The sequence below is a fragment of the Arthrobacter sp. EpRS71 genome (assembly GCF_001512285.1).
Lineage (GTDB): Bacteria > Actinomycetota > Actinomycetes > Actinomycetales > Micrococcaceae > Arthrobacter.
In genome coordinates this window covers 108,192-120,776 of sequence record NZ_LNUV01000006.1, presented here as the reverse complement: position 1 = coordinate 120,776, position 12,585 = coordinate 108,192, and the positions used below count along the sequence as shown (strand labels likewise).

9 protein-coding genes are annotated in these 12,585 nt (G+C 64.4%); 4 read left to right on the top strand and 5 right to left on the bottom strand.

The window, feature by feature from the left end; translation table 11 throughout:
• Positions 1-50 precede the first annotated feature (50 nt).
• Together AR689_RS10695 and AR689_RS10685 are read left to right on the top strand one after the other, a co-directional pair.
• Positions 51-971 carry a Cof-type HAD-IIB family hydrolase gene (locus AR689_RS10695; protein ID WP_062069992.1) on the top strand — a complete coding sequence of 307 codons (921 nt, stop codon included), beginning with the start codon at positions 51-53 and terminating at the stop codon, positions 969-971.
• 259 nt (positions 972-1,230) lie between these two features.
• A complete protein-coding gene (locus AR689_RS10685; RefSeq protein WP_062069990.1) occupies positions 1,231-2,646 on the top strand; it encodes a stealth family protein in 1,416 nt (471 codons plus the stop codon).
• Here the strand turns inward: AR689_RS10685 and AR689_RS10680 are convergent.
• The 4 genes from AR689_RS10680 to AR689_RS10665 form a co-directional block, all read right to left on the bottom strand.
• Positions 2,624-3,607, bottom strand: a complete 984-nt coding sequence (locus tag AR689_RS10680; RefSeq protein WP_062069989.1) for a phosphodiesterase — start codon at positions 3,605-3,607, stop codon at positions 2,624-2,626. The two genes, AR689_RS10685 and AR689_RS10680, sit on opposite strands and share 23 nt — an antisense overlap.
• Before the next feature lie 141 nt (positions 3,608-3,748).
• A complete protein-coding gene (locus tag AR689_RS10675; RefSeq protein WP_062069987.1) occupies positions 3,749-4,231 on the bottom strand; it encodes a glutathione peroxidase in 483 nt (160 codons plus the stop codon).
• A 77-nt stretch (positions 4,232-4,308) separates the two neighbouring features.
• Positions 4,309-5,934 (bottom strand): M23 family metallopeptidase, encoded by a 1,626-nt coding sequence (locus AR689_RS10670; RefSeq protein WP_062069985.1) that lies wholly within the window; start codon positions 5,932-5,934, stop codon positions 4,309-4,311.
• A gap of 155 nt (positions 5,935-6,089) precedes the next feature.
• A complete protein-coding gene (locus AR689_RS10665; protein ID WP_062069983.1) occupies positions 6,090-6,485 on the bottom strand; it encodes a MarR family winged helix-turn-helix transcriptional regulator in 396 nt (131 codons plus the stop codon).
• 97 nt (positions 6,486-6,582) lie between these two features.
• On the opposite strand from AR689_RS10665, the gene AR689_RS10660 reads away from it, so the two are divergent.
• Positions 6,583-8,025: an MFS transporter gene (locus tag AR689_RS10660; protein WP_082697907.1), complete on the top strand. Its 1,443-nt coding sequence runs from the start codon at positions 6,583-6,585 to the stop codon at positions 8,023-8,025.
• Between the two features lie 45 nt (positions 8,026-8,070).
• Entirely contained in the window at positions 8,071-8,991 is a 921-nt protein-coding gene (locus AR689_RS10655) for an oxygenase MpaB family protein (RefSeq protein ID WP_062069979.1), read from the top strand.
• A 47-nt stretch (positions 8,992-9,038) separates the two neighbouring features.
• Here the strand turns inward: AR689_RS10655 and AR689_RS10650 are convergent, their stop codons facing one another.
• The gene (locus AR689_RS10650) at positions 9,039-12,500 is read right to left on the bottom strand and encodes a bifunctional proline dehydrogenase/L-glutamate gamma-semialdehyde dehydrogenase (protein WP_062069977.1); all 3,462 of its coding nucleotides are present in this window, start codon (positions 12,498-12,500) and stop codon (positions 9,039-9,041) included.
• Positions 12,501-12,585: the final 85 nt, after the last annotated feature.

The window sequence follows — 12,585 nt, the reverse complement described above, 5'->3', positions numbered from 1 at the left end:
ACAGTCGTCATAGCTGTGTTGGGAGGCTCCGGGGCTGACAGAATGGGGTCATGACTCAACCGCTCCAAGGGACTCACCGGACCGCTGCCCGCGCCACGCCCGCGCTGGCACTGCTGTTGGACGTCGATGGTCCCATCGCCAGCCCTGTGACGCGCGACGTCAAGCCGGACATCATTGCGGACCTGGTGGCCTTGGCATCGGCCGGCATCCCGGTCATCTTCAATACGGGCCGCTCGGATGCGTTCATCAGCGAGCAGGTCATGGAGCCCATGATTGCGGCAAGCATGCCCGCAGACACCGTTATTCACGCCATTTGCGAGAAGGGCGCTGTCTGGTTCAGCTACACGGCCGAAGGCCCTGGTCCCATCCATGTGGACCACGAGCTCGCCGTGCCAAAAGCCTACGGGGACGATATCCGAAGGCTTGTTGCCGAGGATTACTCCGCACACATGTTCTTCGATGAGACCAAGCGCGCCATGGTTTCGGTGGAGCAGCATCTGGACGTGGCCAGCGAGGATTACCTGGGTGAGCAGAAGCTCTTCGACGCCGATGCCCTGGCGATCATGGGACGCCACGGCCTCAACGCCGCTATCCTGGACCACCACGCACCGGGGTCCGACGACACCGCTGATTACCGCCTGGACCCCACCATCATTTCCACGGACATCGAATCCGTCCGCCTGGGCAAGGACCTTGGCGCCAGCCGGGCCGTTGAACTCCTGGCGGCCCAAGGCATCACCCCGCTCTCTTGGCGGACTGTGGGTGATTCCCGTACGGACTACGCCATGGCAGACTGGCTTCACCACAACGATCACCAGGTGAAGCACGTGGACGTCCGGCCGGCCGATGGCGTACCAGTGAAGCCCTACATCATCTTGACGGCAGCCGACCTTGAATTGGCCGACGACGTGATCCACGACGACGCCGGCGGCGCATTCCTCCGCAGCTGGCGCGACGCCCTCTCCATCTAGGTTCCAGCGCAACAGAGTTTTTTGAGTTATTAAAGTCTTAGAGTTTTAGAGCAACCCGCACCCCAACGAGCCCGGAGATACAGCCATCACGCAAGCACAGGTCGATCCGATTTACCACGGCAGCCCATCCGTCGAAGAGGACACGATTGCTGAGGCGATCTCGCCTGCCGTCGTTGCGCATCTTAGGCATAGGTCCGACGTCGTCCGTCACCGCGGGCGGTACGCCCTGGTCAACGATGACCTGACCCCGCAACAGGCCATGGTGTCCGATCTCCTGGCTGTCCGGGCGGCTTTGGACGCTGCGGGCATCGATTTCATCCTGGTGCGCGGAAATGATGAGCGGCCCGTTATTGCCGTTGATTGGGAGTCGCGCAAGGATGTCCGCGAGGCCCTGGTATCGGCATTCCGGAACGAGCCCTTCTACTCCATGACGGTGGACGCCAAGAAGAAGACGTCGGTGTTGGTGGCGGACGGCGAGCTGTCAGCAAACCGGAAGGCCCGGATCTTCCGCCTGTACCGGCCGCGCGTCGAGATCGGCGGCGGCCTCTGGTACGGGCCGGCTTTGGGTGTGCAGCTGGAGCTGTGGAGGTTCGAGGGCGATCACTTGGAACTCCCGGTGGAGAATTCCTTGACCCGCCGCACCATGTTGCGTCAGGACGCGGTGCGCGGCACGGTTCAGAGGCACGGCCTGTCCTGGCCCACCATCGAAAACATGTTCGCCGATCATGCCAGCGACATCGATTTCGATATCGACATCGTTTTCTCGTGGGTGGACGGCAGCGACCCCGAGTACATCGCCAGGCGCCGCGCCCAGCAGGCAGAAACCGTCCTGGGCGAAGGCGATGACCACGAGGCCCGCTTCCGGCAGATCAACGAGCTGAAGTACGCGTTGCGATCGGTGCACATGTTTGCGCCGTGGATCCGGCGGATCTTCATCGCCACCGACTCCCCCGCACCGGAGTGGTTGGCCGACCACCCATCGGTAACCATCGTCCGCAGCGAAGAGTTCTTCGCCGATCCCACCGTGCTCCCCACCCACAACTCGCAGGCCGTTGAGTGCCAGCTGCACCACATCAAGGACCTCTCGGAGCACTTCCTGTACTCCAACGACGACATGTTCTTTGGGCGCCCCGTGGGGCCGGACATGTTCTTCACTCCGGGCGGCATCACCAAGTTCATTGAAGCCGACACCCGGATCGGCCTGGGCGAGAATGATGCCGAACGCAGCGGTTTTGAAAACGCGGCCCGCGTGAACCGCAAGCTGCTGTGGGAGCGCTTCGGGCGGATCACCACCCGGCACCTTGAGCACACCGCTGCGCCCCTGCGCCGCAGCGTGGTGGCGCAGATGGAGAAGGAATTCCCGGCAGAATTCGCCAAGACCGCCGGCAGTCGCTTCCGCGCCGCGGACAACATCTCCGTGACCAACTCGTTCTACCACTACTACGCACTGCTCACCGGCCGCGCGGTCACGCAGACCAGCGCCAAAGTCAGGTATGTGGACTCAACCATGTGGGCCGGGCTGCATTACCTGCCCAAGCTCCTGGCAAAGCGCCACATGGATTTCTTCTGCCTCAATGACGGCAGCTTCCCCGAGGTGGAGGCAAACGAGCGCGCAGACTTGGTGACCGATTTCCTGGAGAAGTACTTCCCTGTCAAGGCGCCTTGGGAGAAGTAAAGGATCCGGGCGAAACAAGCGGGAGCGACGAGGTGTGGGTGCCGGGCGAGGTGTGGGCTCCCACCCTGGACTCGTGCGGAATGCGGATGCCGGCTTCGGCCAGCCGCCGCTGAACCTCGGCTGCATCCACGGGTTCACCCACGGTGACGCCACCGGACATCGGCACCACCGAATGCACCATGGTGTGTTCGTAAACATGGATCATGTTGTACGACTGCGCTCCGTCACGCCCGCGCTGTCCGCCGGCGCGCACCGCCAGGTCCTGGGTGTAACACGTAGCTGAGGCGACCGATACGGGGATGCCGGCGAAGCTCGCCGTCGTCGAGTAATGCAGGTGACCGCCCAGGATGGCGCGGACGTCAGTATTGCGCACGACGGCGGCCAGTGCGGCTTGACCGCGCAGCTCCACCAGGACGGCGAGGTCCTGCACGCACGGAACGGGTGGGTGGTGGAGGGCCAGGATGGTGCCGTCCGGGGCCGGGGTGGCCAGTTCATCGGCCAGCCATTCCAGTTGCGATTCCGACAATTCGCCGTAGTGGTGTCCGGGGACCGTGGTGTCCAGGGTGATGATGCGAAGGCCGTTGACGAAGTAGCTGCGGTCCACGGGGTCCTGTGGCTTGCTGGCCGCAGAGGCGTCGGCGAACGCTGAACGGAAGTTTGCGCGGTTGTCATGGTTACCCATGGCCCAAATGGCCTTGGCCCCCAGCGATTCACACAGGGGTTCAATCACCTCGCGGAGACGCTCATAGGCTTCCAACTCGCCCTTGTCAGCGAGATCTCCGGTGAAGATGATGGCCTCTGGCTTGATCCTCGAGGCAACGATTTGCTCGCAGATTTCCTGGAGCCTGGCAGAGCTGTCCACCGAGCCGTAGAGCGTGCCCGGACCACCCACCAGGTGAAGATCGCTCAGGTGCAAAAGCACATGACCTGGTTTGGGGTATTCGGCCTCGATGAGCTCCATAGCTTCGCCTTAGCGTTTGGTGGGAGACGGCTTCTCCCATGTCATTCCAGTAGTGCCAATCCAACCAGACAACAAGCCAACAACAGGCCAACATCCGGCGGAATGTTGGAAAATTACTTTTTCCCTTTCTGTTCCAGTGGCTTACGCCAGTGCTTCTTCCACTGCTTCTATCAGGTCTTCGGAGTCAGGCTCCACCGCGGATGGGAACCGGGCAACAAGTTCTCCCTCACGGTTGATGACGAACTTCTCGAAGTTCCACTTCACCTTGGCCGGCTGCCCATCAGCGTCCTGGGTCAGCTCCGCGAAGAGTGGGTGCTGCTCTTTGCCCAGGACGTTGGCTTTGCTGGTCAGCGGGAAGGTCACGCCGAAGTTCCGCTCACAGAATTCTGCAATCTCGTGATCCGCGCCGGGCTCCTGCCCGCCGAACTGGTTGCAGGGCACTCCCAAAATTTCCAGGCCTTGGCCACGGTACTTGCCGTACAGCTCCTCCAAGCCTGCGTACTGGCGCGTGAAGCCACATTTGGAAGCGACGTTTACCACCAGGACCGCTTTGCCCTCGAACCGGCCGAAGTCCGCTTCAGTGCCATCGTTGAAAGTGAGGGGAATGCTGTACAGGCTGGTCATGGGGTTCGCTTCCTGACGACGTCGTCTGGCGGGATTGCCGCAGTCGAGCTTACGGGAGCTGGCTTGGGTAGTGAAACCTAGGACGCCGGAAGGATGAGCGAGGAAAGCGGCACCATCACACCATCAGGCCGCTGGACCAGGTCCGGGGCGATCAGGATGTATCCGGGCGGAAGGATTACTGCCGGCAGCGACGTCGGGAGGACTGCAGCGGGTGAGGGTGCCGGAGCCACGGGAGGAGCGGGAGCTACTGGAACAACGGCCTGGGTAACTACCGGCGCCGGTGCCACAGGGACTGGCGCTACAACCGCAGGTGCAACTGGAGCGGGCTCCACAACTACCGGTGCCACAACCGCAGGCGCAACTGGAGCGGGTTCCACAACCGCAGGTGCCACAGGAGCCTGCACAGCGGGGGCTGCCGGCGGAGCGAGAGCCGATTGCAGCGACGGCGCCAGCGGGGGCGTAGTCAACGCTGGCGGGACGGTGGTGGTTTCCGGGGCCTTGGCAGACGGCGTTGGCGTTGGTGTTGCTGTGGTGGTCGGGGTCGGCGTCGCAGTGGCCGTTGGAGTCGGCGTGGCAGTAGTTGTCGGCGTTGGAGTCGGCGTGGCAGTACTTGACGGCGTCGGAGTGACCGTCACGGATGGTGACGGCGTCGGCGTCGTGGTCTGAACCGGCGTCGTGGTGGCAGGCGGGGTGGTCTGCGTGCCAGCGGGGCTGCCCGGCGGGTTGGTCCCGGAGGGAGTGGAACCGGACGGCGTAGTGGTGGACGGAGCGGCGGGCGGCACGGGGAGCGGCTCGTCGTGTTCGTCCTCGCCACCAATGACGGCCCGGGTGGTGCCGTCGGCCACCGGCACAGCCCACTGCGGTGTTCCCGACGAGCCGTTGCCGGCTCCGGGCTGGTAGTTCACCATGGCGATGCTCTGCAGCGCGTCGATCTGCCGGATGGGCAGCAGCGTCCAGTTGGCGGGGTCCGTGTGGAGACCGTTGACGATTGTCTCGAAGTGGAGGTGGCAGCCCGTGGACCAGCCGGTGGTCCCAACCTCAGCAATGACTTCGCCCACCCGCACCGATTGGCCTTGGGTGACTCCGATTGCCTGGAGGTGGTTGTAGGTGGTGACCAGGCCGTTGCCGTGCTCGATTTCAACCCGGTTGCCGCCGCCCCACACGTGCCATCCCACAGCCCGCACCACACCGGCGTCGGCGGCGTACACGCGCGTGCCGCAGGCGGCCGCGTAGTCCTGACCCCAGTGGAATTCTCCGGCCAGGCCCGTCAAGGGGCTGTAGCGGTAGCCATAGGAGGAGCTCTTGTTGAGGACCTCAAGTGGTGAGTAGAGGCTTCCCGCGGGTGGCCGTGACAGCCCTGCGGAGGCAACGGTCAGTCCTGTGGAGCCGTCTTTGCTGACAGTGCGGACCATGGCGCGGTCGAAGTACACCATGGGCGTGCCGGCGACTTGCTGGGGTGGTTCCAGAGTGGGGTCGATGACCAGGGTCTCGGCTTCCGGCGGCACCAGGGCGCCCAGGGCGGTGGGTTCCACGACGCCCTGTGCAAGTGCTCCGCCCACGGAACTGCTGGAGACGGCATTGAAGGGTTGGAAGCCAAAAGCGAAGAAAGCCAGGACGGCGAGGCTTCCGGCGATCAGGACGCGATGGAAACCTACGGTGCGGATCAGTTGTACTGCCCGGTCTGATTCATGATGCTTGCCCACAAAACACTCCCCAAAGCCAGCGGCACCAAACCCCAGCCTGGCGTGCAAGCACCATTGTTGCGGGTATCAGGGGAGAAATAAAGGCTTCCGGGGTGCCTTCTCCCGAAAGGTTGGCTCAGTTTTGGCTCAAGAATCTTGAGCTGTGTTTTAGGGGGCTAGGAGCCGAGGTTTTCCTTGAGCAGCGCACGGTGTTCGACGGCGGCATTGGCGTGGAGCGCGCGGCCGGCCTCAGTGAGTTCCAGGAAGAGGGAGCGGCGATCGTCAGCGCACGTTTCGCGGGTCACAAGGCCTGCCTTTTCGAGCCGGTCCACCACCTTGGAGACGGCGCTCTGGGTCATGGGGGTGCGCTCCCCCAAGGCCTTCATCCGGCACGCAGACTCTTCGCTGTCTGCCACGAGGTCCAGGATTTCGAATTCGTTGAGCCCAATGTCGAATTTGGCTTCGAGGGCGCGGTCGATCGCTCCGGCGGTGCGGAAGTAGGAGTTCTGGATGCTGCGCCACTGCTCCACCAATTGGCGGTCGTGCAGTTGACGGTCACGCGTCGTTGCCATGACCTGATTCTAGTTCATGGCGGCGTTAGAATCCACGTCATAAGATGACGCATCATATTCCTTGTCATTGAATGACGCGTCATGTACATTCGAATCCATGACATCACCCACCACCCTCAAAACCTCAACTGAGCCGCCTTTGGTATCAGCCGTCCGCTGGACGCGGGCCCAGTGGCTGCTGCTCATGGTTGTGTGCACCGTCCTGGCTTTGGACGGACTGGACGTCTCCATGGTCGGTGTTGCCTTGCCGTCCATCGGACAGGAACTCAACCTCGGAACCGACTCCCTGCAGTGGATCGTCTCCGCCTATGTCCTTGGCTACGGGAGCCTCCTGCTCCTTGGTGGCCGCCTTGCGGACCTCTTGGGCCGCCGTCGAATCTTCCTTATCGCCTTGACCGTATTTGCCGCGGCGTCCTTGCTCGGCGGGCTGGTTGACGACCCCGCCATCCTGATCGCCACGCGGTTCATCAAGGGCCTGGCCGCCGCGTTCACCGCGCCCACCGGCTTCTCCATCATCACCACCAACTTCGCCGAAGGCCGCGAGCGCAACAAGGCGTTGTCCATCTTCACCACGTTCGGTGCCAGCGGCTTCTCGCTGGGCCTGGTGGTGGGCGGCCTGATGACCAGCCTGAGCTGGCGTTGGACGTTCCTCGTCTCGGTGCCCATCGCCGTCGTGGTTGTCCTCCTGGGCCTGAAGTTCATCCCCAAGGACAAGCCGTCGGCGGAGAACAGCGGGCACGATCTTTGGGGAGCCGTGACGCTCGCGCTGGGCATGCTTGGCCTCGTGTACACCTTGGTTTCAGCACCGGAACAGGGCTGGGGATCTGTGGCAACAATCGCCGGATTCGCAGTGTCCATCGCCGTGCTGGCTGCCTTCGCGGTGATCGAAAACAAGGTCAAGCATCCCCTGATCCGTTTCAGCATCCTCAAGGAAGGCTGGGTGGCCAGGGCGAACCTCAGCGCGGTGGGGCTGTTCGGCTCCTACCTCAGTTTCCAGTTCATCGTCACCATGTACCTGCAGTCGGTGCTGGGCTGGACGCCCCTGGGAATGGCGTTGGCGCTGCTGCCGGCAGGTCTGTTGGTGGCTACCAGCGCACCGTTTGCGGACCGCCTCATTGAGAAGTTCGGCGCCACGCAGCTGATCCTGACCGGGCTCACGGCACTTGGCCTGGGGTACGTCCTGTTCCTCCGGGTGGGCACCACACCCAATTACGTCCTGGACATCCTGCCGTCGGTGGTCCTGCTGGGTATCGGGTTTGCGCTGGCCTTCCCGTCCATCAACGTCCAGGCGACTGCCGGGATCAAGGACTCGGAACAAGGGTTGGCTGCCGGTTTGATCCAGACCAGCACCCAGGTGGGAGCAGCCCTGGTCCTGGCGGTCACTACCGCCTTGGTCAGCGGTCACGGTCAGGCCGCCGGAACCGTCAGCGCCCAAGCCATGCTGGAACAGTACCGTCCGGGCCTGATCCTGAGTGCCGCCGTCGCCATCGCCGCGCTACTGGTGGCCGCCGCACCGAAACGGCGCCGCGTCCGCAGCTAGCCCCAGCTTTGGCTCCCCTGTACAGGGGAGCCAAAGCGAGGTCTCATGGGATCTATGAGGAATTACCTCACGGAGTACAGGCACGAGCTGCAGCGCACGTTCACGGGAACGTCGGGCACGCCTCCGGAGTGGGTGCCGCGCCTCGCTGAGGGGAACGACGCCGGATATCACCTTCCGGGCTCGGCGGTCTGGGCGGTGCACGGCCATGTGGCCACCATCGTGGCCGGGATCAGGGTGCTGCTGATGCAGGCCCTGCACCCCGGCGCGCTGGCCGGCGTGTACGAGCACTCCGGGTTCCAGAAGGACCCGCTGGGGCGTCTGGCGAACACGGTCCGCTGGATCTTCACGGTGACATATGGTTCCACGGAAGCCGCCGAAGCTGCGACGGCCCGTGTCCGCAAAATCCACGAGCGCGTCCGCGGGTCCTACGTGGACGGCAACGGAGCGGCGCGGGCGTACGCCGCCAACAATCCCGACCTCCTCCGCTGGGTCCACGTCACCTACGCGGATTCCTTCATTACAGCCAACCGCATGTGGGGCAGACCCATCCCCGGCGGTCCCGATGCCTACGTTCGCGAGTGGGCGGCGGCCGGACGACTCATGGGAGTTGTGGACCCGCCGCTCACCGAAGCCCAGGTCCGTGAGGAACTCGAGCAGTGGTACGCCTCCGGAATTCTCCGGGCCGATGAGCGGCTTGCCGAGACGGTGTCCTTCATCCGATACCCGCCCCTGAGCCCGCTCCTGAAGCCCGGTTACAGCATCCTGTTCGCGGCCGCCGTCGCAAGCCTTGAACCCAAGTACCGCCAGATGCTCGGCCTCCGCCGCGCACGGGTCGGTCCGGTTCCCCTGCCCGTCATCACCGCCGCCCGGGCCGTGCTGGGCATGGTCCGGTTTGCCCTGGGCTCCCACGGGCCCAGTGAGCAAGCCGCCCGGCAACGGTTGCAGCGGCTCGGCTACGCCGCGTGAGCACGCGCTTCGCCGAGGGGTGAGCTCTCACCCCTCGGAGGGAAGTGCTAGATCAAGTGATCCGACAGGTGGTTCGGGGTGCCGAAGCGGTGGGCCGTGATGGACACGGCCTGCTCGCGGAGGAACGGCAGCATCTCGATCCGGCCGGCCTGGGTCACAGCACCGTGGTAGACCGCCACGTCCGGGCGGCCACCCATCGCTGCGCTCAGCGCGGCGAAGTCGCCACCGATCAAGCGGATCCGGCCGGCGTCGAACTTCGCAGCGCGGGCCAGCCACGCGGCGTCGTCCTCGATCCGGACGCTGACGCCCAGGTTCGCGAACACGCTCACCACTGCGTCAGGGAGTACGACGGCGGAGCTTACGGTGAGCTTGGAGCCCGCCACTGCACCGGCTGCTACGACGCGGAGCAGCTCAGCGAGTCGCTCCCCTTCGGAGAGACGGATGGTGACGGGGAGGGAGCGGTAGCGGAAGACGTTACGCTCAGCGGACAGGGCGGAAACATCCTTCGCGGTGCCGAACTCGGATTCCCATGCTGCTGCGTCGCTGAAGAGTGACTGCTGAAGGGTCTGAAGTTCTTCAGCCGTCACGTCAGCGGACTTGGCAGCCGCGAGGAGCTGCGCAGCCGGACCCTGAAGCATGGTGCCGCGCTTGGCCTTGGCCTCGGCGGGAAGCCAGCTGCCCAGGCCCACCAGGTAGTTCGGTCCGCCGGCCTTGGTGCCGGCGCCGACGGCCGACTTCTTCCAGCCACCGAACGGCTGGCGCTGAACGATGGCGCCGGTGATGCCGCGGTTGACGTAGAGGTTTCCGGCCTGGATGCTGTCCAGCCAGACGCCCATTTCAGCGGAGTCCAGGGAGTGCAGCCCTGCGGTGAGGCCGTACTCGATCTCGTTCTGGATGGCGATGGCTTCTTCGAGGGTTTCGGCGGTCATGACACCCAGCACCGGGCCGAAGAACTCGGTGAGGTGGAAGTAGGAGCCACGCTTGACCCCGGAGCGGATGCCCGGGGACCACAAGCGGCCGGTCTCGTCGAGGCGCTCGGGCTTAACCGCCCAGCTTTCGCCATCGCCCAGGGTGGTGAGGGCGTTGAGGAGCTTGCCGTTGGCCGCTTCGATGATCGGCCCCATCTGCGTGGTGGCGTTCTCCGGGTAGCCGACGGTCAGCGAACGTGCGGCGTCGATCAGCTGGTTGTGGAAACGGGCGCTCTTGGCCACCGAACCCACCAGGATCACCAGAGATGCAGCCGAGCACTTCTGGCCTGCGTGCCCGAATGCCGAGTACACGACGTCCTTGGCGGCGAGGTCCAGGTCAGCACTCGGGGTGACGATGATGGCGTTCTTGCCGGACGTCTCCGCGAGCAGCGGCAGGTCCTGGCGGAAGGAACGGAACAGCTCAGCGGTTTCGTAGCCACCGGTGAGGATGACCCGGTCAACGCTCGGGTGCGAGACCAGCTGGGTGCCCAGCTCACGCTCTTCAAGCTGTACAAGTGCCAGCACTTCGCGCGGCACACCGGCTTCCCACAGCGCGTCCACCATCACGGAACCGGAACGACGGGCCTGCTTTGCAGGCTTGATCACGACGGCGGAACCTGAGGCGAGCGCTGCGAGCGTCGAGCCTGCGGGGATCGCCACCGGGAAGTTCCACGGAGGGGTCACCACGGTGAGGTTGGCTGGGACGAACGTGGCGCCGTCGACCGTTTCCAGGTCCTTGGCGCGCTCGGCGTAGTAGTGAGCGAAATCGATTGCTTCGCTGACTTCGGGGTCACCTTGATCGATGGTCTTGCCGGTCTCGGAAGCCATGACCTCCAGGAGTTCGGCGCGGCGGGCCTCGAGGACTTCACCGGCGCGGTGCAGGATGGCTGCGCGCTCGGCTGCGGGGCGGGCGCCCCAGGCCTTGCCGTGGTCCACGGCGGTGGCGATGATCTGGTCCAGCTGCGCGGCGTCGGAGACCTTGGTGGACTCCACGATCCTGTTGCCGGCGGTGGAACCGGGGATGCGCTTGAGGATGTCGCGGCCCCATGCACGGTTGGCCGGGAGCGCCGGGTCCGTGTCCGGGGTGTTGCTGAAGCCCTCCAGCGGAGCGGGCTCGGCGGGGAGGCGGCGGTCCTGCTTGCGGTTGGGGCCCGGAACCTCGGCTGTCATGCCGGCCAGGGAGTCCAGGAAGCGCTGCTGCTCGCGCTTGAACAAAGCTTCGTTTTCGCTGAGTTCGAACACTGCGGACATGAAGTTTTCCTGGCTGGCGCCCTCTTCGAGGCGGCGGATCAGGTAAGCGATGGCGACGTCGAACTCGCCCGGGTGGACCACGGGTGTGTAGAGCAGGAGGCTGCCAACGTCCTTGCGGACCGCGGTGGCCTGGCCGGTTGCCATGCCCAGGAGCATTTCGAACTCAATGCCCTTCGTGACACCGCGCTGTTTGGCGAGAAGCCAGGCGAAGGCGACGTCGAACAGGTTGTGGCCGGCGACGCCAATGCGGACGGCGTCCACGTGGTCCGGGGTGAGGGCGTAGTTGATGACGTTCTTGTAGCTGGTGTCCGAGTCCTGCTTGGTGCCCCAGGTCGCCAGCGGCCAATCGTGCAGGGATGCTTCCACCTGCTCCATGGGAAGGTTGGCACCCTTGACCACGCGGACCTTGATGGGAGCGCCACCCTGGGCGCGGCGTTCGGTGGCCCACTCCTGCAGTTCCTGCATGGCGCCGAGGGCGTCCGGAAGGTAGGCCTGAAGGACGATGCCGGCTTCGAGGTTCTTGAACTCGGGCATGTCCAGGATGCGCTTGAACACCGCGATGGTCATGCTGAGGTCCTTGTATTCCTCCATGTCCAGGTTGATGAACTTGGGCTTGGGGAAGGACGCTGCGAGGCGGTACAGCGGGGTGAGCTTCTCCACCACGTGGTCCACGGCTTCGTCGAAGGCCCACGGGGAGTGCGGTGCAACAGTGGAGGATTCCTTGATGGAAACGTAGTCCACATCTTCGCGGGCAAGGAGCTTCAGAGTTCCATCGAGGCGGCGCTGGGCTTCGTGCTCGCCCAGAACGGCTTCGCCGAGGAGGTTCACATTGAGGTGCACGCCGTCTTGGCGGATCTTGGCAATGGCCGGGCCGAGCTTGGCGTCCGTGGCGTCCACGATCAGGTGGCCCACCATCTCGCGGAGGACGCGGCGGGCGATCGGGATGACAACCTGCGGGACGATCGGGGCCATGACGCCGCCCACGCGGACAGCGCTGCGCATGTACCAGGGGAGGAACTTGGGCACCTTGGGAGCGAGCTCTGCGAGCTTGCGGCCGGCGACCGACAGATCCTCGGGGCGGATGACGCCGTCGACGAATCCAACAGTGAAGTCCAGGCCGTTCGGGTCCTTCAGGACGCCGGCGAGGCGCTGAGCGGATACATCCACTGGGATTTTGCTGGCTTCAGTGAGCCAATGGCGGACCAAGGCGATGGCCTCCTGGGCCAAAGCATCGAACTGCCCCGAGTCCTGGATGCGCGGGGCGGTGGCATCCGGGAGTGTGCTGGTCATGGGAGCTCCTTATGGGACGGAGAGTTTGTTTGTTTCCATCAGTATGGATCTACAATCACGTTAGGAAAAGCGATCTTTTCTGACG

What these genes read in the sequence shown, in the direction of transcription:
- AR689_RS10650 (WP_062069977.1), bottom strand. Translation starts at nt 12,500, where the DNA reads ATGACCAGCACACTCCCGGATGCCACCGCCCCGCGCATCCAGGACTCG.
- AR689_RS10665 (WP_062069983.1), bottom strand. Translation starts at nt 6,485, where the DNA reads ATGGCAACGACGCGTGACCGTCAACTGCACGACCGCCAATTGGTGGAG.
- AR689_RS10660 (WP_082697907.1), top strand. Translation starts at nt 6,583, where the DNA reads ATGACATCACCCACCACCCTCAAAACCTCAACTGAGCCGCCTTTGGTA.
- AR689_RS10695 (WP_062069992.1), top strand. Translation starts at nt 51, where the DNA reads ATGACTCAACCGCTCCAAGGGACTCACCGGACCGCTGCCCGCGCCACG.
- AR689_RS10675 (WP_062069987.1), bottom strand. Translation starts at nt 4,231, where the DNA reads ATGACCAGCCTGTACAGCATTCCCCTCACTTTCAACGATGGCACTGAA.
- AR689_RS10685 (WP_062069990.1), top strand. Translation starts at nt 1,231, where the DNA reads ATGGTGTCCGATCTCCTGGCTGTCCGGGCGGCTTTGGACGCTGCGGGC.
- AR689_RS10655 (WP_062069979.1), top strand. Translation starts at nt 8,071, where the DNA reads ATGGGATCTATGAGGAATTACCTCACGGAGTACAGGCACGAGCTGCAG.
- AR689_RS10680 (WP_062069989.1), bottom strand. Translation starts at nt 3,607, where the DNA reads ATGGAGCTCATCGAGGCCGAATACCCCAAACCAGGTCATGTGCTTTTG.